24 protein-coding genes are annotated in these 26,868 nt (G+C 63.0%); 6 read left to right on the top strand and 18 right to left on the bottom strand.

Translation table 11 applies throughout. The annotated features are described in order from the left end of the window. Positions 1-46: 46 nt before the first annotated feature. A complete protein-coding gene (cobS, locus tag A3722_RS04615; RefSeq protein ID WP_067625494.1) occupies positions 47-1,033 on the top strand; it encodes a cobaltochelatase subunit CobS in 987 nt (328 codons plus the stop codon). Positions 1,034-1,110: 77 nt separating this feature from the next. On the opposite strand, the gene A3722_RS04610 is transcribed toward cobS, so the two are convergent. After that, positions 1,111-1,956 carry a PRC-barrel domain-containing protein gene (locus A3722_RS04610; RefSeq protein WP_067915945.1) on the bottom strand — a complete coding sequence of 282 codons (846 nt, stop codon included), beginning with the start codon at positions 1,954-1,956 and terminating at the stop codon, positions 1,111-1,113. Positions 1,957-2,170: 214 nt separating this feature from the next. On the opposite strand from A3722_RS04610, the gene cobT reads away from it, so the two are divergent. From cobT to A3722_RS04595, 3 genes are read left to right on the top strand one after another with little or no spacing between them, the layout of a single operon-like run. After that, complete coding sequence (gene cobT, locus A3722_RS04605; RefSeq protein WP_067626754.1) at positions 2,171-4,045, top strand: cobaltochelatase subunit CobT; 1,875 nt, start codon at positions 2,171-2,173, stop codon at positions 4,043-4,045. Between the two features lie 42 nt (positions 4,046-4,087). After that, positions 4,088-5,878, top strand: coding sequence for an aminopeptidase P family protein (locus A3722_RS04600; protein WP_067626823.1), 1,791 nt, complete (start codon positions 4,088-4,090; stop codon positions 5,876-5,878). Positions 5,879-5,911: 33 nt separating this feature from the next. Beyond that, positions 5,912-6,256 carry a DUF427 domain-containing protein gene (locus tag A3722_RS04595; RefSeq protein WP_067626756.1) on the top strand — a complete coding sequence of 115 codons (345 nt, stop codon included), beginning with the start codon at positions 5,912-5,914 and terminating at the stop codon, positions 6,254-6,256. Positions 6,257-6,263: 7 nt separating this feature from the next. Here the strand turns inward: A3722_RS04595 and A3722_RS04590 are convergent, their stop codons facing one another. The 16 genes from A3722_RS04590 to A3722_RS04515 all read right to left on the bottom strand — a co-directional run bounded on the left by A3722_RS04590 (position 6,264) and on the right by A3722_RS04515 (position 23,169). Further along, complete coding sequence (locus A3722_RS04590) at positions 6,264-7,949, bottom strand: chloride channel protein (RefSeq protein ID WP_067626758.1); 1,686 nt, start codon at positions 7,947-7,949, stop codon at positions 6,264-6,266. 62 nt (positions 7,950-8,011) lie between these two features. Next, entirely contained in the window at positions 8,012-9,682 is a 1,671-nt protein-coding gene (recN, locus tag A3722_RS04585) for a DNA repair protein RecN (RefSeq protein ID WP_067626760.1), read from the bottom strand. A 32-nt stretch (positions 9,683-9,714) separates the two neighbouring features. Continuing rightward, the gene (locus tag A3722_RS04580) at positions 9,715-10,581 is read right to left on the bottom strand and encodes an outer membrane protein assembly factor BamD (RefSeq protein ID WP_067626761.1); all 867 of its coding nucleotides are present in this window, start codon (positions 10,579-10,581) and stop codon (positions 9,715-9,717) included. Positions 10,582-10,822: 241 nt separating this feature from the next. Next, positions 10,823-11,746, bottom strand: coding sequence for a UDP-3-O-acyl-N-acetylglucosamine deacetylase (gene lpxC / locus A3722_RS04575; RefSeq protein ID WP_067626763.1), 924 nt, complete (start codon positions 11,744-11,746; stop codon positions 10,823-10,825). 207 nt (positions 11,747-11,953) lie between these two features. After that, positions 11,954-13,555 (bottom strand): cell division protein FtsZ, encoded by a 1,602-nt coding sequence (gene ftsZ / locus A3722_RS04570; protein WP_067626765.1) that lies wholly within the window; start codon positions 13,553-13,555, stop codon positions 11,954-11,956. Positions 13,556-13,728: 173 nt separating this feature from the next. Beyond that, positions 13,729-15,063: a cell division protein FtsA gene (gene ftsA, locus A3722_RS04565; RefSeq protein ID WP_067626767.1), complete on the bottom strand. Its 1,335-nt coding sequence runs from the start codon at positions 15,061-15,063 to the stop codon at positions 13,729-13,731. 30 nt (positions 15,064-15,093) lie between these two features. Further along, positions 15,094-15,975, bottom strand: coding sequence for a cell division protein FtsQ/DivIB (locus A3722_RS04560; RefSeq protein WP_067626769.1), 882 nt, complete (start codon positions 15,973-15,975; stop codon positions 15,094-15,096). Next, positions 15,963-16,844, bottom strand: coding sequence for a D-alanine--D-alanine ligase (locus A3722_RS04555; protein WP_067626771.1), 882 nt, complete (start codon positions 16,842-16,844; stop codon positions 15,963-15,965). The genes A3722_RS04560 and A3722_RS04555 overlap by 13 nt, the downstream gene beginning before the upstream one ends. Before the next feature lie 126 nt (positions 16,845-16,970). After that, positions 16,971-17,918, bottom strand: a complete 948-nt coding sequence (gene murB, locus A3722_RS04550) for a UDP-N-acetylmuramate dehydrogenase (RefSeq protein ID WP_443068605.1) — start codon at positions 17,916-17,918, stop codon at positions 16,971-16,973. Positions 17,919-17,957: 39 nt separating this feature from the next. Further along, positions 17,958-18,257, bottom strand: a complete 300-nt coding sequence (locus A3722_RS04545; RefSeq protein WP_067626773.1) for a hypothetical protein — start codon at positions 18,255-18,257, stop codon at positions 17,958-17,960. Beyond that, positions 18,254-18,520: a DUF2484 family protein gene (locus A3722_RS04540; RefSeq protein WP_067626775.1), complete on the bottom strand. Its 267-nt coding sequence runs from the start codon at positions 18,518-18,520 to the stop codon at positions 18,254-18,256. Before A3722_RS04540 ends, A3722_RS04545 begins: the two co-directional genes overlap by 4 nt. Beyond that, on the bottom strand, positions 18,517-18,768 hold the full coding sequence (locus tag A3722_RS04535) for a DUF2484 family protein (RefSeq protein ID WP_067626777.1): 252 nt from the start codon (positions 18,766-18,768) through the stop codon (positions 18,517-18,519). The genes A3722_RS04540 and A3722_RS04535 overlap by 4 nt, the downstream gene beginning before the upstream one ends. Continuing rightward, a complete protein-coding gene (gene murC / locus A3722_RS04530) occupies positions 18,765-20,183 on the bottom strand; it encodes a UDP-N-acetylmuramate--L-alanine ligase (protein WP_067626779.1) in 1,419 nt (472 codons plus the stop codon). The genes A3722_RS04535 and murC overlap by 4 nt, the downstream gene beginning before the upstream one ends. After that, positions 20,180-21,304, bottom strand: a complete 1,125-nt coding sequence (locus tag A3722_RS04525) for a UDP-N-acetylglucosamine--N-acetylmuramyl-(pentapeptide) pyrophosphoryl-undecaprenol N-acetylglucosamine transferase (protein ID WP_067626781.1) — start codon at positions 21,302-21,304, stop codon at positions 20,180-20,182. The genes murC and A3722_RS04525 overlap by 4 nt, the downstream gene beginning before the upstream one ends. After that, the gene (ftsW, locus tag A3722_RS04520) at positions 21,304-22,470 is read right to left on the bottom strand and encodes a putative lipid II flippase FtsW (protein ID WP_067626783.1); all 1,167 of its coding nucleotides are present in this window, start codon (positions 22,468-22,470) and stop codon (positions 21,304-21,306) included. Before ftsW ends, A3722_RS04525 begins: the two co-directional genes overlap by 1 nt. 171 nt (positions 22,471-22,641) lie before the next feature. Then, positions 22,642-23,169 carry a peroxiredoxin-like family protein gene (locus tag A3722_RS04515; RefSeq protein WP_067626785.1) on the bottom strand — a complete coding sequence of 176 codons (528 nt, stop codon included), beginning with the start codon at positions 23,167-23,169 and terminating at the stop codon, positions 22,642-22,644. Between the two features lie 111 nt (positions 23,170-23,280). On the opposite strand from A3722_RS04515, the gene A3722_RS04510 reads away from it, so the two are divergent. Then, on the top strand, positions 23,281-24,456 hold the full coding sequence (locus A3722_RS04510; protein ID WP_067626787.1) for an NAD(P)/FAD-dependent oxidoreductase: 1,176 nt from the start codon (positions 23,281-23,283) through the stop codon (positions 24,454-24,456). 9 nt (positions 24,457-24,465) lie between these two features. Here A3722_RS04510 and murD read toward each other — a convergent pair whose 3' ends face one another. Further along, on the bottom strand, positions 24,466-25,866 hold the full coding sequence (gene murD / locus A3722_RS04505) for a UDP-N-acetylmuramoyl-L-alanine--D-glutamate ligase (protein ID WP_067626789.1): 1,401 nt from the start codon (positions 25,864-25,866) through the stop codon (positions 24,466-24,468). 74 nt (positions 25,867-25,940) lie between these two features. Here murD and A3722_RS04500 point away from each other — a divergent pair, with 74 nt between their 5' ends. Next, the gene (locus A3722_RS04500) at positions 25,941-26,867 is read left to right on the top strand and encodes a glutaminase (RefSeq protein ID WP_067626791.1); all 927 of its coding nucleotides are present in this window, start codon (positions 25,941-25,943) and stop codon (positions 26,865-26,867) included. Position 26,868: the final 1 nt, after the last annotated feature.

The following is a 26,868-nucleotide window of genomic DNA, read 5'->3' as shown; positions in this document are numbered from 1 at the left end:
ACGCGCGCGGCCCCGACCGCGCGCCTAACGAAAAGGATGACGAGCGATGGCCGACGGTGCACTGGAACATGACATGAAACCCACCGAAGAACTCTCGGTGCGCGATGTCTTTGGCATCGACACCGATATGGTCGTCAAAGGATTCCCGCAGCGCACCAGCCGCGTGCCGGACATCGACAGCACCTATAAGTTTGATCCTGACACCACGTTGGCGATCCTCGCAGGGTTCACCCACAACCGCCGCGTCATGATCCAAGGCTACCACGGCACCGGCAAATCGACCCATATCGAACAGGTCGCCGCGCTGCTGAACTGGCCCACTGTGCGCGTCAACCTCGACAGTCACATCAGCCGGATCGACCTGATTGGCAAGGACGCGATCAAACTGCGCGACGGCAAGCAGGTCACCGAATTCCACGAAGGCATCCTGCCTTGGGCGCTGCGCAACCCGACCGCCATCGTCTTTGATGAATATGACGCAGGCCGCGCCGATGTGATGTTCGTGATCCAGCGCGTGCTGGAGCATGACGGCAAGCTGACCCTGATGGATCAGAACGAGATCATCACCCCGCACCCCTATTTCCGCCTCTTTGCCACGGCCAACACCGTGGGATTGGGTGATACCACCGGGCTTTATCACGGCACTCAGCAGATCAACCAAGCGCAGATGGACCGTTGGTCGCTCGTCGCCACGCTGAACTACCTCAGCATCGACGCCGAGACCGCCATCGTGCTGGCCAAGAACCCGCATTACAACACCGAGAAGGGCCGCAAGACCCTCAAGCAGATGGTGACTGTGGCGGACCTCACGCGGACCGCCTTCATGAACGGCGAACTGTCCACCGTGATGTCGCCCCGTACCGTGATCGCATGGGCCCAGAACGCTGAAATTTTCCGCAATGTCGGCTATGCTTTCCGGCTGTCATTCCTCAACAAATGCGATGAGTTGGAGCGCCAGACCGTGGCCGAGTTCTACCAGCGTCTGTTTGACGAGGAACTGCCCGAAAGCGCGGCCAGCCTCAGCTTGGGCTAAGCCGTTTACACCACCAACCAAGAATAAAGGGGCGCTGATATCAGCGCCCCTTTATCGTTCAGGCTGTGGCCCCGTACTTAGTTGACAGGTGCGGGCTCAGTGGTGACCGCGTTGGGGTCTTGCGGGGCAGCATTTTCAAGCGCCTGCTGCTCGGCTTCCATATCCTGCGCGGTTTTAAAGGCCTCTGCGGCTTCAAGGTCGGTCTTCGTGGCCGAGGATACCAGACGCAGCGTGCCGCTTTCGTCCGTCATGGTCGACAGGCTGTCCATTTTCACGGCAACCCATTTTTCACCCATGCCGAGGAAACCACCGACACCGATCACGACACCTTCGACGGTGCCATCAAGATTGACGATCAGGTCATCTACATCGCCGATCTTTTCACCTGCGTCGGAATAGACGTTGCTGCCAATCAGATCGTCGGCGAGGATCGTGTTCTCGCTTTGCATGGTGATCTGACCTTCAACCGGCTTTGCAGGCTCTTCTGCCGGCGCCTCGGCGGTTGTGTCAGCGGGGGCGACGGTGTCGCCCAAGGGCTCCGTTGCCGGGGCCTCTGCCGTGTCTTCGGTCATCGGCTCAGTCGTGGCCGGTGCTTCGGCAGTGTCGGTGGCGGCGTCCGTGTCGGGTGCCTCTGCGGTATCAGCCTCCATCTCGGCGTCAGCTTCAGGTGCTTCAGCCGTGTCGGCTTCCATCTCGGCTTCGCCTTCGGGCGCTTCAGCCGTGTCGGCTTCGGTTTCGGCCTCTACCGCATTATCGCTCGCTGTGGCTTCGCTGCTCTGTGTCGCCTCATCGGTCTGAGGCGCTTCGGCAGTGGCTTCGTCTGATGCGGGTTTTGTCGCATCCTGTGCGGTGGCGGCCAAAGGCGCGGCCCCCAAAACAGTGATCATAGCCAGACGGCTCGCATGTTGCATAAAATTGGTCATTTCCTTACTCCTACTTGCTGAGACGCGTTGCTGCCAGGGTTCAGAGAGGCACCGGTGCGTCGACTGCTGGGGAAATGCCGATCTGCGGGTGGGGGTTCCCGCTCAGCGGGTGCTATGGGCGGAAACTGGCGTATTGATTGCACGCGCCTGCCCCTTTGACCCTTCCGTGAAAACCTGCCAAACCTCATGTCGAAGCTGACAGAGGCATGGGCTCATGAAGAAATCCGACAACCCCGCTGACGCATTCAAAAAGGCCCTCGCAGAGGCCACCAAAGTGATGGCCGATGATGCCGAGCTGAACGTCAGCTACTCCGTTGATCCGTCAGGGCTTTCTGGTGACGCGATGCGCCTGCCGCAGGTCAGCCGACGGATGACCCGTGAGGAGGTTTTACTGGCCCGTGGCACCGCCGACGCCCTGGCGTTGAACCGCCGCTACCATGATGCCGCTACCCACGCCCGCTATGCCCCGCAGGGCGACATGGCGCGCGAACTCTATGAGGCGATGGAGACCGCCCGTTGCGAGGCCATGGGCGCGCGCGACATGCCCGGCACCGCGGGCAATATCGACGTCAAGATCAAGCACGAGGCCCTGCGCCGCGGCTACGATCAGGCGAAACAGGCAAGCGACGTGCCGCTTTCGGTCGCGGCGGGCTATATGGTGCGTCATATGGCGACCGGGCGCCCCCTGCCCGCAGGGGCCGAGAACGCCATGGAACTCTGGCGCGGCTTTATCGAAGATCAGGCGGGCGGCACCCTTGAGGGGATCGACGGCAGCCTTGCCGATCAGGCCGATTTCGCGCGGCTGGCGCGCAAGATGATCTCGGACCTTGGCTATGGCGATCAATTGGGTGACGACCCCGACAGCCAAGACGACGAGCAGGAGGATCAGGCCGAAGAGGGCTCCGAAGAGGAGCAAGACCCCGACAGCACTGGCCAAGACGATCAGGACGAGGAAGAGGCCGAAGGCACGCCCGAAAACTCTCAAGAGCAGCAGCAGGACGAAAGTCAGGCGCAGGTCTCGATGGATGACGAGGCGGATCAAGAATTGGGCGATGAGGCGGATATGCCCGAGGGCGACGCGCCCATGGACCCGCCGCCCCCGCCCCCTGTCTCTGATGCCGATCCTGAGTACCGCGTCTATCTCGGCGAGCATGACGAGGTGATCGGGGCCGAGGAATTGGCCGAACCGATCGAACTGGAACGTCTGCGCGCCTATTTGGATCAGCAGCTTGAGCCGCTGAAAGGCGCTGTGGGCCGTTTGGCCAACAAGTTACAACGCCGTCTGCAGGCGCAGCAGAACCGTTCGTGGGAGTTCGACCTCGAAGAAGGCACGCTGGACGCGGGCCGTCTGGCGCGGGTCGTGGCCAACCCCACCACGCCGCTCAGCTTCAAAGTTGAGAAGGACACCGAATTCCGCGACACGGTGGTGACGCTGCTGCTGGACAACTCCGGCTCTATGCGCGGGCGGCCCATCTCCATCGCCGCGATCTGTGCGGATGTGTTGGCACGGACCTTGGAGCGGTGCAACGTCAAGGTCGAGATCCTCGGCTTTACCACCCGCGCTTGGAAGGGCGGTCAGGCGCGTGAGGCGTGGCTGAACGACGGACGCCCTGCCCAGCCCGGACGGCTGAATGATCTGCGGCATATCATCTATAAATCCGCCGATGCCCCGTGGCGGCGGACCCGCGACCACCTTGGCCTGATGATGAAAGAGGGACTGCTGAAAGAGAACATCGACGGGGAAGCGCTGGAATGGGCGCACCGCCGCATGTTGGCACGGCATGAGGCGCGCAAGATCCTCATGGTGATTTCCGATGGGGCACCGGTGGATGACAGCACGCTTTCGGTGAACCCGGCCAACTATCTGGAGAAACATCTGCGCGACGTGATTGCGATGGTTGAAAAGCGCCGCGCGGTGGAGCTTTTGGCGATCGGCATCGGCCATGATGTGACGCGCTATTACGACCGCGCCGTGACGATCACGGATGTGGATCAACTGGCGGGGGCGATGACCGAACAGCTTGCCGCGCTCTTTGACAGCGACCCGCGGAAACGGGCGCGTGTCATGGGCATGCGTCGCGTGGGCTGAAGCTGCAGGATCGGTATTTGAAAAAGGATGAAGGAGGGGCGTGTGTTCCAGAGTTTCGAGGTCACCGCGCGTCCTGAGCAGGGGCCGCCACGGCTGGAAGCGCTGCGCGGGGAGTTGGTCCGGGCAGGGTTGGATGGATTTTTGGTGCCGCGCGCCGATGCGCATCAGGGGGAATATGTCGCCCTACGCGATGATCGTTTGGCGTGGCTGACGGGATTTACCGGATCAGCAGGCTTTTGTGCGGCACTGCAAGATGTGGCCGGGGTCTTTATCGACGGGCGCTACCGCACGCAGGTCAAGGCGCAGGTGGCGGAGGTCTTTACGCCTGTGCCTTGGCCCGAGGTGTCTTTGGCCGATTGGTTGAAGGACCAATTGCCTGAGGGCGGTGTGGTTGGTTTCGACCCGATGTTGCATACGCCCGGGCAGATGGACCTTTTGGTGGAAGCATTGGCGGGCTCTGGCATTGAGCTGCGACGCAGCGAAAATATGGTGGATCGGGTTTGGGAGAACCAGCCTGCGGCACCGATGGGCCAGGTGGCGGCCCACCCTGAGCGCTTTGCCGGGGAAAGCCATGCCGCCAAACGGCAACGTTTGGCGGCAGACCTGCGCGCGGCGGGGCAGAAGGCGGCGTTGATCACCCTTCCCGACAGCCACAACTGGTTGTTGAACATTCGCGGGCAGGACATTCCGCGCAATCCCGTGGCCCATGGCTTTGCCGTTTTGCATGACGACGCGCGGGTTGATCTGTTTATGGCGGCCGAGAAATTGGCGGATGTGGCGGACCATTTGGGGCCGGAGGTGGTGCAGCATGACCCCGCTGGCCTGCCTGATACCCTGCGCGCGTTGGAAGGGCCGGTGCGGCTTGATCGGCAGTCGGCGCCGGTGTTGTTCGCGGACCTGCTGGGGGACCGCGCGCAGGCGGGGGAAGACCCCTGCGCCCTGCCCAAGGCCTGCAAGAATGACGCTGAGATTGCAGGCGCGGCGGAGGCGCACCTGCGCGATGGCGCGGCGATGGCGGAGCTGCTCGCCTGGCTGGATGCGCAGCCCCCCGGCACGATCACAGAGACACAGGTGGTGCGGCAGTTGGAAGGTTTGCGCCGCCGGGATCCGTCCTTACGTGACATCAGCTTTGAGACGATCTCGGGCAGCGGGCCGCATGGGGCGATCATCCATTACCGGGTGAATGAGGAAACCGACAGCCTGCTGCAGGACGGACATCTTTTGGTGCTCGACAGTGGCGGTCAGTACCTTGACGGGACCACGGATATTACCCGCACCATTGCCATCGGCAGCCCCGATCAGGATGCCCGCAGCGCCTTTACGCGGGTGTTGTCGGGCATGATCGCCATGAGCCGTCTGCGGTGGCCGCGCGGGCTGGCCGGGCGGGATATCGAGATGCTCGGGCGTCTGCCGCTTTGGATGGCGGGGCAGGATTTCGATCATGGTCTGGGGCATGGCGTTGGCGCTTACTTGTCGGTGCATGAGGGGCCGCAGCGGCTGAGCCGGACGAGCCATGTGCCGCTGCTACCGGGTATGATCCTGAGCAACGAGCCGGGCTATTACCGCGAGGGGGCGTTCGGCATTCGCATTGAGAACCTTCTGGTGGTGCAGGAGGCCCCCGCCTTGCCCGGCGGTGACGCGCATCGCAAGATGCTCGATTGGCGCACCCTGACGCTCGTGCCGATTGACCGGCGATTGATCGATGTGGAGGCGCTTAGCCCCGAGGCGCGCGAATGGCTGAACGTTTATCACCGCGACGTTGCGGAAAAGATCGGGCCGCGGGTATCACCTGTTACAAAACTGTGGTTGGATGCGGCAACGGCGCCCCTATGAGCGTCCGATTTCAGTAAGCTAGGGGGGTACGGCATGTCCGACCATATTACGATTACTCCGGCCCAAGGCACATGGGTTGTTCGCGCTGGCGGGGCCGTGCTGGGCGAGACCACAGACGCGCTGGAGCTGCGCGAAGGGGACCACGCGCCGGTCATCTATTTCCCGCGCGGCGACATCGCGATGGCCTTCCTTGATGGCTCAGACAAGACCAGCCATTGCCCCTACAAGGGCGACGCCAGCTATTTCTCGGTCGTGACCAAGAGCCGTACCTTGCAAGATGCCGTCTGGTCTTATCAAGACCCGAAAGCCGATGTGGCCGAGATCAAAGGGTATCTGGCCTTCACGCCGATGGATGAAATCGCCATTGAGCGTATCTGATCCGGGATCAGGAATGCTCCTCTGCCGCGGTGGCGGCGAGGGCGCGATTATAGGCCTTCAGCGCATCGACGTGGAACAGCGCGCCCAGCAGTTCGGGCGGCGCATCGGCGCTGAGGGTGACCACCGGGATGAAGTTGGAATGGGTCTGGTCGAACAACGGCAAGGCGGCCTCTAGCGTGGCGCTGCCGTCGATATAGGTGCCCTTGTCGATCAAATCCCAACAGGCCTCCTCCGAGGCCGCGTCTTCGTCATCGGGGCGGCGCATGATCCGGCCCACCATGAACATGGATAGCAGATAGGCCTGCGGGCCTGCGGCCAGATGAATGCCGCGCCGCTCCATCTGGGTGAGGAAAAATGACCGGTCGACCAAACGGGAGGCCAGCGCGGTCGACATGCTGACGGCAACCATCACCGCCAGACCGGTTTGCCAGTCGCCCGTCATCTCGAAAACGATCAGCGTGGTGGAGATCGGCGCGCCCAGCACGGCGGCGGCCACCGCGCCCATCCCCGCCAGCGCATAGAGCGAGGAAGAGCCGGAGATCTCAGGGAAAACGCCGGTGGCGATCAAACCAAAGGCCAGCCCTGTGAGCGCGCCCACCATCAGCGAGGGCGAAAAGACACCGCCGCCCATCCGCCCCCCCAGAGTGATCGCGACGGCGGCGACTTTGAGAACCGCGAAGATGATCACCTCATGCAGTACCAGCTCGCCGACCAGCGCGCGGGAGGTCGTCTCATAGCCGACACCGATGATATGCGGAAACCAGAGCGCAATGATGCCAAGGATCGCCCCCGCCACCGCCGGGCGCAGCCAACGCGCCAGCCCGGTCCGGGCTTGCAGGTAGTTGCCAAAATCCTCGGCCCAAAAGATTGACCGCATCAGCACGACAGAGACCAGACCGCAGGTCAGCCCCAGCAACAGGAAGGCGGGCAGTTCGACGTAAAATTGCACATCCCCAAGGCTGGGCAAGACGAACTCGGTCAAGCCGCCGAACTCCAGCCGGTTGATCACCGTGCCCGCAGCCGAAGCGATGACGATAGGGGCGAAAGCATGGACCGCGAAATGCCGCAGCACGACTTCGAGCGTGAAAAGCGCGCCCGCGATGGGGGCGTTGAAGCTCGCGGAAACCGCCGCCGCCACCGCGCAGCCCAGAAGGTCACGCCCGGTGATCCCATCGGCCTTGATAAAGCGGCTGACCTTGGTCGAGATCACGGCGGCCAGATGCACCACCGGCCCTTCGCGGCCTGATGAGCCGCCCGTCGAGAGAGTGATAAGCGAGGCCAATGCCGAGGCCACCCCGGCGCGAGTTTCGACCCGACCGTCGTGCAGGGCGGCCCCGAGGATCACATCGCCCACGCTGCGGGCACGCCCGTCGCGGGTAAAGCGGTGCAGGATCAGCCCAACAAGTAGCCCGCCCAACGTGGGGATCAGCACCACCCAATACCATGGCAACCCGGCGAGAAAGCTGTGCAGAAATTGAACGTCGTCCGTGCCGTAAAGCGTGGCCTGTAACCAGTTGATCCCTTTGCGAAAGAACAAGGCCGCGAAGCCCGCCGCAATGCCCACCAACAACGCGATGAACCAAAAGGTGATCTTGCCCGGCCCCCGGGTGCGCAGCACCGTCCAGCCCTGCTTGCAGCCGCAGAGCGCCTGATGCAATTGTTGGGAAAAGAATGCGTTATCTTGCGGAGGCATGGGACTTGGACCAGTTGGACCCTTTCTGTCTAGGGCAAGCTGACCTTGGGTAAAACCGCCATTTAAGAAGTCGTCGCGCCCTGTTGCCCGTTAAGCAATGCCTCGGCTGCCGCGCGGGCGGCATCGGTGATGGTATCGCCCGCGAGCATCCGCGCGACTTCGTCCACCCGTTCTTCGGGGGCGAGTGCCGTGACCGTTGAGGTGGTCATGCCCTTGGCAACCGATTTGGCCACGCGCCAGTGATGCGCGCCCAATGCCGCGACCTGCGGCGAGTGGGTGACGACCAGCACTTGCCCTTCAGCCGCCAGCGCTTTCAGGCGGCGGCCTACGGCGTCTGCGGTGGCGCCCCCTACCCCGCGGTCGATCTCATCAAAGATCAGGGTCAGGCCCGATTGGCTTTGTGTCAGGCAGACTTTCAGCGCCAAGAGGAACCGGCTAAGTTCCCCGCCCGAGGCGATCTTGCCCAAAGGCCCGGCAGGCGCGCCGGGGTTGGTCGCCACGGTGAAGGACACTGCATCGCGCCCCTCGGGGCCTGCGGGCTCGTCGGTCAATTGGGTCTGGAACACCGCGCGCTCCATCTTGAGCGGGGCAAGTTCCGCCGCCACCGCCTTGTCGAGTTTGACCGCGGCCTTGCGGCGTTTCGTCGTCAGGGCTTCGGCGCGCTCATCGTAAAGCGCCTGCGCGTCGCGCACGGCTTTCTCCAACCCCACCTGCGCGGCCTCCCCCGCGTCGAGCGCATCGAGTTTGGCGCGTAGCGTGTCGGCGAAACCAGCCAATTCATCGGGCCGCACGTCATGTTTGCGCGCCAAGCCGCGGATCGCAAAGAGCCGCTCTTCGCAGGCTTCCAACTCATAGGGGTCGAATGACATGCCGTCGATCGCATCGGCCACGCCGGACATTGCTTCGTCCAGTTCAACCATGGCGCGGTTCAGCGCGGCGAGTGGCCCCTCTAGCGCGCCTTCGGCCTTGTCGGCGACGCCATCAAGCCAGCGCAGCGCGTCGCCCATGGCGGTTTCTGCCCCGCCTTGGCCCAACAACTCATAAGCGTTGACCACATCGCGGCGGATTTTTTCGGCGCCCTGCATCTGGCGGCGGCGGGTGTCGAGGGTGGCTTCCTCGCCCGCTTCGGGGGCGAGCTTGTCCAGTTCCGCCACCGCATGGCGCAGGAACTCTTCTTCGGCGGCGATGGCCTCGCGTTGGGCGGCAGCAGCGGCGGCCGCTTTCCGCGCCGCACCAAGGGCCGTCCAAGCCTCCCGCACCGCTGCAATCGCGCGGTCATTCCCGGCGTAATCGTCAAGGATGGCGCGGTGGCCGCGCGGGTTCAGCAAACCGCGATCGTCATGTTGGCCGTGCAGTTCCACCAATGTTTCAGACAGGCGCCGCAGCACCTCGCCCGAGCAGCGGCGGTCATTTACCCAAGCGGTCTTGCGCCCTTCGGAGGTGTTGATGCGGCGCAGGATCAATTCGTCCCCGGCAGGCAGACCTGCGTCTTCGAGCACCGCATGGGCCGGGTGGCCGGGCGGCAGGTCGAACCAAGCGGTCACTTCCCCCTGTGCTGCCCCCTGGCGTACCAGATCGGCGCGACCGCGCCAGCCCAGAACAAACCCAAGTGAATCCAACAAGATAGACTTGCCCGCGCCGGTCTCACCGGTGAGCACGTTCAGACCCGGTTGGAAGCCAAGCTCCAGCCGGTCGATGATCAGCATGTCCGAAATATCAAGTCCGCGCAGCATCTAGAACCGTCGGATGGGCAACCCCACCCCCCTTAAAGCCACTCGCCCTTGATGGTCTGGCGATAGGCTGCACCCAGCCAGTTGTCCTTGTAGAAGGCCGGCGCCAGGCCACGCCCGGTCAGCAGTTTGTAGCTGTCCTCATACCACTCAGAGCCACGGTAGTTGTGGCCAAGGATGGCCCCCGCCGTCTGCGCCTCATGGTTCAGACCCAGCGACAGATAGGCTTCGACCAAACGGTGGAGGGCTTCGGCGGTATGGGTCGTGGTCTGGAAATCCTCGACCACCACGCGGAAGCGATTGATCGCGGCAGTATGGTGATCGCGGCGCAGATAGTAGCGGCCAATCTCCATTTCCTTGCCCGCCAGATGGTCAAACGCGAGGTCGAATTTCAGGATCGCAGAGCGGGCATATTCGCTGTCGGGGTAGCCTTCGATCACGGCGCGCAGGGATTGCAGCGCTTGGAAAGTCAGCCCCTGATCGCGGCCCACTTCGTCGATCTGGTCATAATAGCTCAGCGCCAAGAGATACTGCGCATAGGCGGCATCATCTTCGGCGGGATAGAAATCAATGAATCGCTGCGCAGCCGAGCGGCTGTTGGGGTAGTCCTGATCCTTGTGATAGGCGAAAGCCTGCATGATCAGCGCGCGTTTCGCCCACTCGGAATAAGGATAAAGGCGCTCGATCTCGGCGAAATAAAACGCCGCCTCACCGGGGTTGTTGTTGGTCAACTCATATTCGCCGCGCGCAAAGATCTGCTCGGCTGAATAGGTCTCAAGCGGGATTTCCTGCGGGTTGAAAAAGCTGCCGTCCGATCGTCCGTCACCACCGCCGCAGGCCGCCAATGTCGCGACCAGAAGCACCGCACTGATCGTCCGCTTGCGCGATCCTGCTACCGTCATGCCCGCACCCCTTGCATCGTCCAACCCATGGTCTTTGACCCTCTTGCGCATGTGACTAGCACAATAATCTGCGTTGCAAAACGCCCATTCCACCCCCGCCCGCAGCCGGGTACGCGGTGGCGCATCGCTGGGTCAGGCATGTCACTTCGGCTTAGTGAATACAAGGCATTGGCAGGGCGTTCAATGGCACTTCGCCGCCTAAGCGCCCTGCGGTTCGAGGTGTTTTCGACCTGCTGCCAGATCAAGCAACCTGCGGGATTTCGCCCCAGATCAGCCCGGAGCCCGGCAACCGTGCCGTTTGCGCCGCGTCACAGGCCACCAGACGCACGGCATCCGGTGTGGCAAAGAGCGCGCGCAGCAGCGTGTTGGTCAGCGAATGGCCCGCACGTTTGCCTTCGTAATGGCCCAACAGCGGTGCACCCGCCAGCGCCAGATCGCCAAGCGCATCAAGCATCTTGTGGCGCACAGGCTCATCCGCGTGGCGCAAACCACCGGGGCTGACAACCGCATCGCCATCGAAAACCACTGCGTTCTCGCCCGCTTCACCGCCGAGCGCCAGACCATTGGCCTGCATCGCTTCGACATCGGCCTGACGGCAGAAGGTGCGGCTGTCGCAAAGTTCGCGTGCAAAAGAGCCGTTGTTCATGATCAGCGACTTGTGCTGTTGACCGATGGCCGCATCGGCGAAATCAATCTCAAAGTCGATCTGCAGCGTGTCCGCCGGAGAGATCGTGGCCGTTGCATCACCGTCTTGCACGCTCACGGTTTTGAGCACTTCAAACGCCATCACAGGGGCCGCAAGCTGACGCAAACCGCGCTGCATGATGCCGCGCACGAAAGGCAGGGAGGAGCCATCGAGGATCGGCACTTCGGGGCCGTCGATCTCAATCAAAAGGTTATGGATGCCACAGCCAGCAATGGCCGCCATCAGATGCTCAACGGTAGAGATCGACAGGCCAGTGGGGTTTTCCAACTTGGTGCAGAGCGGCGAGCGGTTCACCGCGTCCCAGCGGGCGGGGACCAGTCGGTCGCCCACGGCCACATCGCTGCGCGAGAACCAGATGCCATGGTGGGCGGAGGCCGGGCGCAGAGTCACCGTCGCAGGCTGACCGGAGTGCAGGCCTGTGCCAGAAAAACTTACTGCTGATTTGATCGTTGTCTGCACCGGGTCATCCTCAAGCTTCGAACATCTTCTTGTGTGTTGAACTCTGGATTAAGGCGCTGGTTCGTTCTGCTCAACTCAATCTTTGCAACGGTCTGAAACATGCCCGTAACATTTGGGCGCTAGCGTGCCGACCTTATTACAAAACCTTGTTATAAAACGAAAAAGGGCCGCCCTAAGGCGACCCTTTCGTCATCTATCGTGATCGGATCAGTTGGCCTGACGGCGCAGGAACGCGGGGATTTCAATGCGCTCTTGATCAGGATCGTTGCTTTCTTGCGGTTGCGGAGCGGCTGCAGAAGCGCGAGTCTGAACCGGCGGTTGCTGGCGCGCAGGGCGGGCCTGCGCTTCGCCTTCGGCGTGGCCGGTCATCCGGTTGATCAGAGAGTTGATGCCAAAGCGACCTTTATCGCCCTGCTCACCCTGCTGCTGCTGGGCCTGACGGTGCTGTTCGGGCGCTGCTTTTTGGGCGGCGGCGCGCAGGCGGGCCAGTGCTTCGGGGGACGGCGTGCCGGGTGTCGGGGCGCGCGGTGCAACAAAGGCTTCGGGCTCGGCCTCAATGGCTTCTTCCTGACGCGGCTCGAATGCGGCCACCTCGGGCTGATAGGCCGGGGCGGGCAGACCGTCGTCATCTTCGACAACGTTCTCTTCTTCATACTGATCCTGGACCGGCTGAAGGTCTTGGAACAAGGCGGCTTGCTCAACTTCCTGCTTCATTTCGGCAGCAACCGGCGCGGCGGCAGGCGCTTGCGCGGCAGAGACCGGCGCGACATCGTCAACCGACACGTTCTGACGCAGCGGCTGGCTCATGGAGCGGCGCGGGACCGGCATTTCGGTGTTCACATCGGTGGCGTCGATGCCGGTGGCGACAACGCTGACGCGCATCAGGCCACCAAGGCTTTCGTCCAGTGTGGAGCCGACGATGATGTTCGCCTCGGGGTCCACTTCTTCGCGGATGCGGTTCGCCGCTTCGTCGAGTTCGAACAGCGTGAGGTCGTGACCGCCGGTGATGTTGATGAGAACGCCCTTGGCACCGCGCAGGCTGATTTCGTCCAGCAGCGGGTTGGCGATGGCTTTCTCGGCGGCTTGGATGGCGCGATCTTCGCCCTCGGCCTCGCCTGTGCCCATCATCGCTTTGCCCATCTCGTCCATCACGGCGCGCACGTCGGCAAAGTCGAGGTTGATCAGGCCCGGACGGACCATCAGATCTGTCACGCCCTTCACACCTTGGTACAGCACATCATCGGCAAGCGAGAAGGCTTCGGTGAAGGTGGTCTTTTCGTTGGCCAGACGGAACAGGTTCTGGTTGGGAATGATGATCAGCGTGTCGACGACCTTTTGCAGCGTCTCAACACCGTCTTCGGCCTGACGCATGCGCTTGGCACCCTCAAACTGGAAAGGCTTGGTCACGACGCCAACGGTCAGCACGCCCAGCTCACGCGCGGCCTGCGCGATGATCGGTGCCGCACCCGTACCGGTGCCGCCGCCCATGCCTGCGGTGATGAAACACATATGCGCGCCAGCAAGGTGGTCGACGATCTGCTCAATGCTTTCTTCGGCAGCGGCGGCGCCAACGCTGGCACGGGCGCCCGCGCCCAGACCTTCGGTAACCTTGATGCCCAGCTGGACGCGGTTTTCGGCCTGCGCCTGCTGCAGCGCCTGAGCGTCGGTGTTCGCCACGACGAAATCAACACCATCAAGCTGCTTCTCGATCATGTTGTTGACCGCGTTGCCGCCTGCCCCACCAACACCAAAGACGGTGATACGGGGTTTCAGATCATCTTGTCCTGGCATTGAAAGGTTGAGTGTCATGTGCTGTCCGCCTGTCCAGTTATCCGCGTTCTGCGGGAGTTTTTCGACCAAATTTACCCGACCCTACCGGGCTAGGGCCGGATCGTCACCTAAAAAACATCGTTTTGACGCTAAATATGGGCAGAAACTTGCCAGTTTCCGCCTTATCTCGGGTGTCTCACCCGATATTGCGGTCACCAGTTGTCTCTAAACCATTTGACGGCGCGTTTGAGAGAGCGTGACGGATAGCGGTCGGCGGGGATGTCGAAATCCCACCATTCGTCTTGCGGATGCGCCGCAAAGAGCGCGAGGCCCACCGAGCTGGCAAAGCCCGGCCCTGTTGCGGCCTGTGGCAGCCCGTGCACCCGCAGCGGGCGGCCCAGACGGACCTGCTGGCCGAGTATCTTGCTGGCCAGCCCATCAAGCCCCGGTATCTGGCTGCCTGCGCCGGTAAGTACAATCTGTTGGCTTGGCAGATGGTCGAAACCGGCAGCATCCAGCCGAACGCGAACCTCTTCGAGGATCTCTTCGACGCGCGGGCGCATGATGCCGATCAATTCGGCCCGGCTGGCGGTGCGGCGGTCGTGTTCGTAATCGCCCGTTTCGCCGCCGATCTCGATCATGTCACGGTCGTCCATGCCGGTCGCATGCACGCCGCCGTAGAAGGTCTTGATCCGTTCGGCATTGGCCATCGGCACCTGCAGGCCCATGGAGATGTCAGAGGTGACGTGATCCCCGCCCATTCGCACGGTGTCGGCATAGATCATATGTTTCTTAATAAAGATCGACACGCCGGTTGTGCCGCCGCCAAAGTCGATACAGGCCGCGCCGAGTTCCTGCTCGTCCTCAACCAGCGCCGAGATGCCCGAGGCATAGGAGGATGACGCGATCCCGGCCAGTTCCAGATCACAGCGTTTGATACAATGCGCAAGATGCTGCACCGTGTCGGCATCGACGGTGAGCATGTGCATATCCACCGACAGGCTGTTGCCCAACTGCCCGCGCGGATCGGCCAGACCGCTGCGGTGATCCAGCGCAAAGTTCACCGGCTGAGCGTGCAGCACTTCGCGGCCCTCGCCGTACTCCGGCACGTCGCAGCCCGCCAGCACGCGCGCCACGTCTTGCTCCGAGACCGACTGCCCCTCCAGCTCCACCGAAGCGTCGAGGCCATAGCTGCGCGGCTCCCCGCCCGAGAAACAGGCGATAACGTGATCAACCCGGATGCCCGCCATCTTCTGCGCGGCCTGAAGTGCGGTGCGGATCGCGCGCTCTGTCTCGCCCATGGCGCAAATCTCACCAAAGCGCACACCGCGCGAGCGGGTGGTCGCCGCCCCGATGACCCGGAACCCCGATTGCCCGGCCAAAGAGCCGATGTCGCCATTCTCTCCGTCATGGGTAATGCCGTCAAACCGCAGCACCAGACAGGCGATCTTGGAACTGCCCACGTCCAAAATGGCCACCACCCCGCGCTGGATCGCCAATTTGCGCATGTGCCGCATCGAACGCTGACTGTCGTATAGGTCCATCATTTCGTTACTGTCCCGATTCCAATGGCCATCTTACTGGCCGGAAAGCTGCCTGATGTGCCACCATTCGCGGGTGGCATCTTCGTTCATTCTGAGGGTTGGTCTTGCCGCCAACCGCATGTCCACACGCGCCACGTCTCGCGTGAGGACTTCTTGTGCGCCTTCCAGCGCGATCACCCGTTCCAGCGCTTGCAACGCATTTTCTTCGGGCAACATGATCGTCTGTTCGCGGTCCAGCACCACGTCCCAGCGGCGCCCACCAACCCGGACCAAGCCGCGCAGACGGTCACCCAGTACGTTCGCCGCTGCGATTAGCTTGAGCGCCTCCGGCACCGCCTTGGCGGCCCCTGCCCCGGCGATCAGGGGCAGATCGGCATGATCGCGCCGCGCTTCGATCCGTGCCACATGCGCGCCGGTGTTGTCCACCAGCGCCAGCCCGATCTCACTGCGCCAGACCGCCACAGGCACGCGCGGGGTCACGTCGATTTGCAGCACGCCACCGGGGCGGATGCGGACATTGGCCTGTCTGACCCCATCGATATCGGTGATCTTTTCGCGGATCTGCGGCAGGTCGAGGTCGAAAGAGGAAAGCGGGAATTCCAGCGGCAGCGCGGTGCGAATTTCAGACGACAGCAGGTCGCTTGCGCCGTCGATGGCCATGAGCTTGACCATGAACTCCGGCCGCTCTTCAATGCTGGCGCGGACATCGGCGATGGCCTGCACCACGGTGCCGCGGCGCTCTTCGTCGGCCATATAGATCGTGCCTGCCAGCAGGCTTAACGTAAAAGGCAACCCGACGCGCAGGGCAAAGCGAAAGCCGGGCGTCAGCATCAGCCGCTGCATGCGCCACGACCACCGCGAGGGGGCGGGATCGGCTTTGCCAGCCTCCGGGCGGCGGCGGATCAGCGATCGCATGAAGCATCCTCCACCATCCAAGCGCAAAGCTCAGGGAATGAAATGCCGCAGGCGGCGGCCTGTTCGGGCGACAGCGAGGTGGCGGTCATGCCGGGCTGGGTGTTGGTCTCAAGCAGGATCAGCCCCGCAGGTCCACGCGCCTCGTCCCAGCGGAAATCGGTGCGGCTGATGCCCTTGCAGCCAAGCGCCACATGGGCGCGGCGGGCATAGTCGAAACACAGATCGGTGATCTCTTGCGGCAGATCGGCGGGCACCACATGGCGCGAGCCGCCGGGCTTGTATTTCGCGTCGTAATCATACCAGCCGGTGGTGATGATATCCGTCACGGCCAGCGCACGGTCGCCCATCACGGTGGTGGTCAGCTCACGCCCCGGCGCGAAGGTCTCGACCATCACCTCGGCAGGCATATCTTCCGAGAGTTGCGGCGGGCCGTTGTTTTCCTCGGCCACAAGGTAGACCCCGACCGAGGAGCCTTCGTTGTTGGGTTTGACCACATAGGGCGGCGCCATGACATGAGAGGCCATCACATCGGCCTTGGGCGCGATGATGCTTTCCAGCACCGGCAGCCCCGCATGGCGGAACACATCCTTGGAGCGCTGCTTGTCCATCGCGAGAGCCGAGGCGAGCACGCCGGAATGCGTATAAGGCAGTTTGAGCCACTCAAGCAGACCCTGCACACAGCCATCTTCGCCCCAACGGCCATGCAGGCAATTCAATACGGCATAGGGGCTGAGATCGGCCAGAACGGCTGGAAGATCGCGGTCGGCTTCGACCTCGATCACGTTATATCCGCCATGTTCCCGCAAGGCAGCGGCGCATGCACGCCCACTGGACAGGGACACCTCACGCTCGGCCGAGGGGCCACCCATCAATACCGCCACTGTCGGGGTCTGTCCGCTCGACTTACCCACCAAAGTGCCTCTTCGCCTCGGACCGTTTGCGGCCCCTATCATTGTTTTCTTTGCTTTGCCGTGACTTAGCTGATGCCCGACGGCTTAGCTTTGCGACACCGGATCACCCAATTTTTCACCGACGCGCTTAATTTCCCATTCTAGCCTTATACCGCTTGAAGCGTAAACCTTTTTTCGCACCTCTTCGCCCAATGACTCTAGATCATGGGCCGTGGCACTGCCGGTGTTGATGAGGAAATTGGAGTGTTTCGGGCTCATCTGTGCGCCCCCCACGGTGGCCCCACGCATCCCGGCGTCGTCGATCACCTTCCACGCCTTCAGGTCGTGCACATCGTCCGCCTTCCCGGTTGAGGAAAACCCCGCCGGATTGCGAAAGGTCGACCCGGCGCTGCGGTCCTTGGTCGGCTGGCTTTCGTCGCGTTTGGCAAGCTGCTGTTCCATCCGGGCGTGCAACTCCTCAGGCTCCCCTTTGGGCGGCGCAAAGGTTGCCCCGATCAGCACCGCACCGGGCGACAGATCGCTTTGACGGTAGCGGAAGTTGAGGTCATCTGCGGTCAGTGTCACCACCTCGCCCGCGCGGGTCACAGCCTTGGCCGAGACGAAATGATCCGCCGTGTAGCTGCCATAACAGCCCGCGTTCATGCGCAAAGCCCCGCCGATGCTGCCGGGAATGGTGCGCAAAAAGGTCAGGTCCAGCCCCGCATCCGCCGCCTTGCGCGCCACATGAGCATCCAGCGCCGCCGCCCCCGCAGTCACCTGATCCCCGTCGATCTCAATCCCGTTAAAGCCGCGGCCCAGCCGGATCACCACGGCCCGCAGGCCTCCGTCGCGCACGATCAGGTTGCTGCCCACGCCCATGGGGAAAACCGTGACCCCCTGCGGCAAGCGGCGCATGAAAAGGCACAGGTCCTCCACATCCGCGGGTTGGAACAGATAATCCGCAGGGCCGCCAACGCGGAGCCATGTCAGGTCGCTCAGGGCGCGATTTGGGGTCAGCCTGCCGCGCAGGTCGGGGATATTCAGCGTCATCATGGCGCCGGACTTAGCGCATTTAACAGGCGGGGCAAACCATCAAGACGACGGCGGATCGACGCGGCTCTCACGCCAGCGTTTCGCCACCCGCCCGGCCAGCCAGCCCAGACCGAAACCGCCCACAGCATAGAACAGCACCGAAAGCTGCGCCAATAGCGCATGAGGCTCAAACACCCGCGCATCCAGCCCGAAAACCATCCACGATGCGTTAAGCCCAAGGCCAACCGCCAGCACGATAAAGAACCACAGCACACGGCCGCGATAACCGGTCCAGAGACAGGCGATCATCCAGATTGCAAAGACGGTCAGCAGCGCCGCAAGTGTCGGCGTCAGGGTCATTCCGCAGGTCCTTTGACCCGCCCTGCCCCACGGCGCAGCCAGCGCGCGAAATAGACCACCGGCCAGCGCAGCACCGAACAGCCCCCCGCCAACACCAGCATGCCCAGCCATGGGCCGTGCTGCGCGGTGACGAAACCAACGATGGGGATGCCCACGGCGATCAGCAGATAGGCGCTGCGCCAGTGGAAATCTTTGCTGGGGGTCATGGCGAGGATATTGGCGATCACAAACCAGAAACAGGCGAGGATGAGAGACAGGCTCATTTCGGCAGCTCCGGTTTTTTACCCCGCAGCCGCGCCCAGAGGTAACGCAGTGGATTGCGGAACATCGACAGGAAAGCCATCAAGGCCAAGAGCGCAAAGGCCCATGAATGCGTCACACCGATGGCGACGATCAGCACCGGTGCGGCGATCAGCAAAACCACCCCCGGCAGGTATTGAGAGCGCAGCGGCAGCATGGCCACTGTCACGGCGGCGAAGACCCAAAGGATCGACAGCCACACGAGGGTCACGCAGCGGCTTCCTTGGCCGCGCGCAGCGCCTCGGGCAGGTCATTGGCCCATCCGCTGATCGTACCAGCCCCCAGGCAGACCACCATATCGCCCGGTCGCGCCTCGCGCCGGACCAATTGCGTCAGCGCCTCGGCATCCTCGACCGCATAGGCGTGGCGATGCCCGTGCTGGATCAGCCCGGCGACCAGCCCGTCGCGGTCGGCACCGGGGATCGGCTCTTCGCCCGCGGCATAGACATCGGCGATGCCCACCACATCGGCATCGTTGAAACAGGCGCAGAACTCGTCGAAGTGATGGCTCAGGCGCGAGTAGCGGTGCGGCTGGTGCACGGCAATCACCCGCCCCTTGCTGGCCTGCCGCGCGGCTTTGAGAACGGCGGTAATCTCAACCGGGTGGTGGCCATAGTCGTCGATGATGGTGACCCCGTCCACTTCGCCCACGCGGGTAAAGCGGCGGTTCACCCCGCCAAAGCTGCCCAAGGCCGCGCGGATCTCTTCCAGCTTCATCCCTAGGTGCCGCGCCACGGTCACCGCCGCCAGCGCGTTCGAGACATTGTGATCGCCCGGCATTGGCAGGGCGCAGTCTTCGATGACCATGCCTTCGGATTGTAGATGCACATCGAAATGCGCCACGCCGTCTTTGTAGTGCAGTCCCACCGCGCGCACATCGGCCTGCGCGTTGAACCCATAGGTCATGACGCGGCGGTCGGTCAGCTTGCCCACCAGCGACTGTACTTCAGGGTGATCGGTGCAACAGACCGCCAGTCCGTAGAAGGGGATGTTGGAGACGAAGTTCAAAAACCCCTGCCGCAGCGTGTCGAAGTCGCCCCAATGCTCCATATGCTCTGGGTCGATATTGGTGACGATGGCAATGGTTGCGGGCAGCCGGTTGAAGGTGCCGTCGCTCTCATCGGCTTCGACCACCATCCATTCGCCCTGTCCCATCCGCGCGTTGGAGCCATAGGCGTGGATGATCCCGCCGTTCACGACGGTCGGGTCGATGCCGCCCGCGACCAGCAGTTCGGCCACCAGCGTTGTGGTGGTAGTTTTGCCATGTGTTCCCGCAACGGCGATGTTGGATTTAAGCCGCATAAGCTCGGCCAGCATCTCGGCCCGGCGCACGACGGGCAGGCCCCGGCGGCGGGCCTCGTCCAATTCTGCATTGCCTGGTTTGATCGCCGAAGAGATCACGACCACGGCCGCCCCTTCGACATTTTCAGCCGCTTGGCCTTCGAAGATGCGCCCGCCCAACTCAGCCAGCCGCACGGTGATCTTAGTGGTCTTCAGGTCCGATCCCTGCACCTTGTAGCCGTGGTTCAGCAGAACTTCGGCGATGCCGGACATGCCAATGCCGCCGATGCCGACGAAATGGATCGGGCCGACATCGGTCGGCAGTTTGGTGGCGGCGGCGTTCATTGGGGGTTTTCCTCTTCTGCGGGGGCCAGCGTGCCTTGGGCGGCAAGCTGTTCGACCATATCTGCCAATGTCTCGGCCGCGTCGGGTTTGCCGACCGACAACGCGGCCCGCGCCATCTGTAACGCCCCATCGGGCATCTCAAGCACCGCGAGGATTTGGTCGGTCATGATTTCGGGGTTTGCCTTGCGTTCGGGCACCATGATCGCGGCCCCGGCATCAACCAGACCGCGGGCATTGGCGCTTTGATGGTCATCTGCCGCAGCGGCAAAGGGGATCAGGATCGACGGACGCCCGATCACCGACAGATCTGCCACGCTGGAGGCACCCGAGCGGCTGATCACCAGTTGCGCTTCGGACATGCGGCGCGGCACATCGTCAAAGAAGGGGCGCACATCGGCGCTGATGCCAGACTCGGCATAGTAATCCGCCACCCGCTGGCCGTCTTCGTCGCGGGCCTGATGGCTGACGCGGATGTTGCGGATCATGTTCATCGGCAGCGCGGCCAGCGCGGGCGGCACCACATCGGACAGGATGCGCGCGCCTTGGCTGCCGCCCATCACCAAGACTTCCATCGGGTAGTCACCGGGAGGGATATAGGCGGCCCCTGCGCGGTCAAGCACAGCCGCACGCACGGGATTGCCCACATGCCAGCCCTGCACGCCCTCGGGCAGTTTCGTGGGCCAGATGCCGCAGGCCACGGCGTGCACCCGCTTGGCAAAGATTTCGTTCACCCGGCCCAGAATGCCATTTTGCTCGTGGATCATGCGCGGCATCCGCAGCGCCCATGCAGCGCCAAGCGCGGGGATCGACGGATAGCCACCAAAGCCCACCACGACCGAAGGCCGGTCGCGCAGCATATTCAGCCCCGAACGGACCACACCAGCCGCGATGCGGAACGGCACCAGCGCCTTGGCCACCACGCCGCCCCGGGCGAAAGTGGCGCTGCTGATCTGGCTGATCTCAACCGCTTCGGGAAAGCCACCGGTATAGCGCGCGCCGCGAGCATCGGTGCTAAGCTTCACCCGCCAGCCGCGTTTCAGCATTACCTCGGCCAAAGCCTGCGCGGGAAACATATGCCCACCGGTCCCCCCGGCGGCGATGATCAGCAGTGGGGCGGCCATCAGCGGCGGCCCCGGCCCAGAATGTCGCTGATCTCACCCTGCGGGCGCGAGCGGGTAAAGGCGAGGAGCATGCCCACCGCAATGCCGCTGGCGATCACCGAAGAGCCACCATAGCTCACGAAGGGCAAGGTCATGCCCTTGGCGGGCAAAAGCCGCACTGCCACACCCATGTTAATCATCGCCTGTACTCCGAATGTGCAGGCCAGCCCGGTTCCGGCCAGCCGGATGAAGGGGTCACGCTCGCGCACCAACCGCAACAGCGAACGGACGACCACAACAGTATATAGGGCGATGATGCAGACGACCATGATAAGGCCGTATTCCTCGGCAGCGACGGCGATGATAAAATCGGTATGCGCGTCGGGCAGCGACCATTTCACCTCGCCCTCGCCCACGCCCACACCAAACAGCCCGCCTTCGCGGATGGCATTGGTGGCATAGCCAAGCTGGGTTGTCGGATCGACATCAACGCTGAGAAAGCCGTCGATACGCCGCGCGAAGTGTTCGGAGTTGGAGTAGGCGAAGGTCCCCGCCAGAACGACAAGCCCTGCCATGCCGACCAGCAGCACCATCGGCGCGCCGGCGACGAAATACATCACGCCCCAGCCAAAGAGCACAAGACAGGCCTGCCCAAAGTCGGGCTGCATCGCCAGCATGAGCACGATGGAGATACACAGCGCAAAAGACCAAGACTTACCCGGAGGGCCGTTGATCTCGGTTGCGGCGGCCATCATCCATGCGGCGGCCACCATGAAACCGGGTTTCAGAAATTCCGATGGCTGGAACGAGGCGAACCCCAGCGAATACCAGCGTGTCGCCCCCTTGCCAAAGTCGGTGCCGAAAAAGGGCAGCAGCGCCAACGCCACGAATGAAAGAACAAACCCCAGCACCGCCAAGCGCCGCACCAGCGTCGGCGACATCATCGAGGTCAGCAGCATCGCCACAAGCGCCAATCCGCCAAAGAACGCCTGCCGCTGCACATAGTGAAAGGCATCAAAGCCGTTTTTCGCCGCCAAGGGCGGTGAGGCGGCCAGCCCCAACAGCATGCCGACAGCAAACAGGATCAACACGCAGGACAACGCCCAGCGGTCGACCGTACGCCACCATTTTGGAAGGATCGGTTCACCATCCCGTACCGGGACCGCGCCATAGACCATCTCTGTCATGGGTATCTGCCTTAACTGCCTCAACGGCCCCTTTGCGGGGTCTCATCCGGGAAGAATAGCCCGAATTTCGACATGAAGCTAGTGCATTTCACCCCAGGGCAGTGGCTGGGGTCGGCGGGGCCGTGCGGGGCCCCGCCGCTAGGCGATCAGATCACCGTATCAGGCTGCTCATCAGGCCGCCTTGTGGGTGCCGCGCACCGGGTAGCCTTTGTCGCGAACGAACTTGAGGCCGTTCAACAGCCCCTCCAACTCGGGCCGCGCGAAGGGCGCGTTAGAGATGTCGACGATCTGCAGCTTGCCTTCGTCGTTGATGACAAAGGTGGCTGGTTCGGCGAAGGGCCGGTCGGTCTCCTGCGGGCTGCGCGGGTCGGAGATATAGAGGCCAAGCTCGGCCATTTGTTCGAGGCTCAGATCATAGCCGATGGGCAGGGTCAGGTTGTCTTCTTCGGCCATGGATTTGGCCTTTTCCTCGGGGTCGCCCGAAACGGCGATCACATCCACACCGACCTCATGAAACTGGCTTTGCAGCTTTTCCAACTGGGCGAGGTACTTTTTGCAGATCGGGCAGTGCAGCCCGCGGTAGACCACCACCAACTGCCAGTCGCGCCCCTCTTGCGGTTGGCCCAAGGTCAGCGTGCCCCCGCCGAGTTTGGCCACATCCATCTTCGGGAAATCTTGTTCTGCGGTCAATTTGGTCATCCTCTGCTCCTGTTACATTTGCGTCTGCTCCCCAACTATGACGCATCAGTGATCGGGCAACCGCTGTCACGTCTTCTTGACCGGGCCTGCGCATTCGGGCAGAGCGCGCCCATGCAAGTCGATACAGCCATCATCGGAGCCGGTGCCGCAGGCATGATGTGCGCCGCCCACGCGGGCGGGCGCGTGTTGGTGGTGGACCATGCCAAAGCGCCGGGCGAGAAGATCCGTATCTCGGGCGGTGGACGGTGCAATTTCACCAATATGTATTGTGAGCCGCAGGCGTTTCTCAGCCGGAACCCGCATTTCGCCAAATCCGCACTGGCGCGCTACACGCAATGGGATTTCATCGAACTTGTCGATCGCCACGGCATCGCGTGGCATGAGAAAACGCTGGGCCAACTCTTCTGCGATACCAGCGCGAAGGAGATCATCGCCATGCTGCGCGGGCTAATGCAAAAGGCCGGAGTCGATCTGCAATTGCAGAGCAGCGCCAGCAATCTTGCAAAGGCCGATGGCCACTTCACCTTCGACCTGCAAACGCCTGATCGGACTGTAAAAGTCACCGCACGTAACCTAGTAATCGCCACCGGCGGCAAGTCGATCCCCAAGATGGGCGCGACCGGCATCGCCTATGACATCGCGCGTCAGTTCGGCCTGAAGGTGACCGATACACGCGCCGGACTGGTGCCTTTCACCTTTGCCGAAGGGCGCTTTGCACCGCTGGCCGGTGTGGCGACCCCTGCGCGCATCACTGCCGGGGCCACTGGCTTTGACGAGGCGCTGCTGTTCACCCACCGTGGCCTCTCTGGCCCCGCGGTTTTGCAGGCGTCGTCCTATTGGCAAGAGGGCGAAGCGATCACGGTGAACCTTGCCCCCGAGGGCACTCTGTTGGACGCCCTGCGCGAGCAGAGGCAACTTGCGGGGCGGCGGAACTTTACCACCATCCTCGCGCAGCACCTGCCCTCGCGGTTGGTGGACTTTTTAGGCCAAGAGTTTGACCTCTCAGGCAACTTGGCGGATTGGTCCGACGCGCGGCTCATCGCCTTTGTGGAGGCGTTGCAGAACTGGCAATTGCACCCCGGCGGCACCGAAGGCTACCGCACGGCGGAAGTGACCCTAGGCGGTGTGGATACCGATGCGCTCTCGTCCAAGACCATGGCGGCGAAGGACGTGCCCGGCCTCTATTTCATCGGCGAAGCGGTGGACGTGACCGGCTGGCTCGGCGGGTATAATTTCCAGTGGGCGTGGTCGTCGGGCATGGCGGCGGCGCGGGCGATTGGCAGCTAGGCGCGCGGATTACTCCGAGAGTGCCTTTTGCACCTGCGCCACGAAATCCTCACCGCGCCGTTCGAAATTGTCATATTGATCGAAACTTGCCGCCGCCGGGGCGAGCAGGACGACATCGCCCTCTTCCGCCTCTGCCGCCGCCCGCGCCACGGCTTTCTCCATCGTGCCGCAGACTTCGGCTTCGGTCGTCAACTGCATGGCAAAATGGGCGGCCTCGCGGCCAATGACATAGGCCTTGCGTACCGCGCCTTGGGCCTCTGCCAACCCTTTCAGCCCGCCCTCTTTCTCCAACCCGCCGCAGATCCAGCGGATGTTGCGGAAAGCGGCCAGCGCCTTGGCTGCGCTGTCGACGTTGGTGGCTTTGCTGTCGTTGACATAGCGCACGCCATGCGCCTCGGCCACGGTCTGGCTGCGGTGCGGCAAGCCGCCGAAACTGTGAAACGCCGCCTCAATCACGCGCGGGGCGAGGCCAAGAGCGCGACAGGCGGCATAGGCCGCACAGGCGTTTTGATGGTTATGCGAACCCGGCAGCCCCTGAATGCTGCGCAGATCGATCGAACCGACCTGTTTGCCACGGCGGTATTCGCTCAAGAACCCTTTTTTGGCAAAGACCTGCCAGCCGGGGCCAGAGAGTTTGGTCTCCGCACTGATGCGGATCACCCGGTCATCGCTTGGTCCCTCGCTCATTTGCCCGGCGAGGAAACGGCCCTCGGCCTCGTCCACTCCGATCACCGCGCGGTCTGGCCCGCCTTCTGAGAACAGCCGACGTTTCGCCGCGTAGTAGCCGCCCATGCCCGCGTGGCGGTCCAGATGATCGGGGCTGAGATTGGTAAAGACCGCCACATCCGGCGTTAGCGCGCGGGCAAGTTCGGTCTGGTAGCTGCTGAGTTCCAGCACCACGACCTCGCCATCAACCGCAGGGTCGAGGTCCAAGACCCCGCGCCCGATGTTGCCCGCCAGTTGGCAGGGGCGCCCAACATGCTCCAGAATATGATGGATCAACGCCGAAGTGGTGGATTTGCCGTTCGAGCCGGTCACCGCCACGACGCGCGGTGCGACATCGTAGTGATCCCATGCCAGCGTGGCGAAGCTTTGGAAAAACAGGCCGATGTCATTGTCCACCGGCACGCCTGCGTCGAGAGCTGCGGCAACCACCGGGTTCGGCGCGGGGTAGAGGTGCGGAATGCCGGGGCTGACGATCAGCCGGGTGATCTTGTCGAGCGCGCCGGGGCTGTTGAGGTCAACACAGGCAAACCCCTCCCGCTCGGCCCGTGCGCGTGCTGCCGGATCATCGTCCCAACAGCTAACCTTGGCCCCGCCCGCCTGCAATGCGCGTGCCGCGCTCAGGCCAGAGCGGCCCAATCCCAGCACCGCCACGCGCGCGCCTTCCAAGCCCTGTACTGGAATCATCTGCAATCCCCTGATACCCGTTGACCCCAGAATGGGGGCATGATGCGCCTATCACAAGCCAGAGGCCGCCCTAGATGTCCAGCCCCGCGAAACCCGACCTTAACGATGTGTTGCCGCGCCTCAATGACATGATGCGCGAAGACGACCATTGGGGAGATGTGGCGGCTTATATTCCGCAACTCGCGAAGGTGGACCCGGCACAGTTCGGCATCGCGGTGGTGACGGCGGATGGCCCGTGCCATGTGGCGGGCGATACGCAGGTGCCCTTTTCGGTGCAGTCGATCACCAAGGTCTTCACGCTCGCCATCGCCCTTGGCCGGTCGGGCGATCAACTTTGGCACCGCGTGGGGCGCGAGCCTTCGGGGCGCGCGTTCAATTCCATCGTGCAGTTGGAGCAAGAACAGGGCCGCCCGCGTAATCCCTTCATCAACGCTGGCGCGATCGTCACCACGGATGAAGTCTTGGGCAACCGCGAACCGCGCGAAGCACTGGCCGAGATCATGCGCTTCGTGCGTGAGGCTGCGGGCACAGACGACATTCACATCAACGACACCGTCGCCGCATCAGAGACCGATTTCGGCCACCGCAATTTCGCGCTGGCGCATTTTCTAAAATCCTATGGCAACCTCATCAACGCGCCGGAGCGGACGCTCGGCACCTATTTCCACCACTGCGCGATGGAGATGACGGTAGAGCAACTTGCCATGGCGGGCCGCTTTCTGATCGAAGCGCCCGACGTGCCGCGCTTGGTCGCGCCGAGCCGCATCCGGCGGCTCAACGCGCTGATGCTGACCTGCGGACATTACGATGGGTCGGGCGATTTCGCCTACCGCGTCGGTCTGCCGGGCAAATCCGGCGTAGGCGGCGGCATTCTGGCCATTGTCCCGGGGCGGGCCAGCATCGCGGTCTGGTCACCGGGGTTGAACCGTTATGGCAACAGCCAAAAGGGCACCGAAGCACTGGCCCTTTTGGCGCGTCACATGGATTGGTCGATCTTCTAGG

The organism is Sulfitobacter sp. HI0027 (assembly GCF_001634775.1).
In the GTDB taxonomy this organism is placed as follows: domain Bacteria; phylum Pseudomonadota; class Alphaproteobacteria; order Rhodobacterales; family Rhodobacteraceae; genus Sulfitobacter.
The sequence above is the reverse complement of the archived record's forward strand: the minus strand, read 5'-3'. Positions and strand labels throughout refer to the sequence as shown.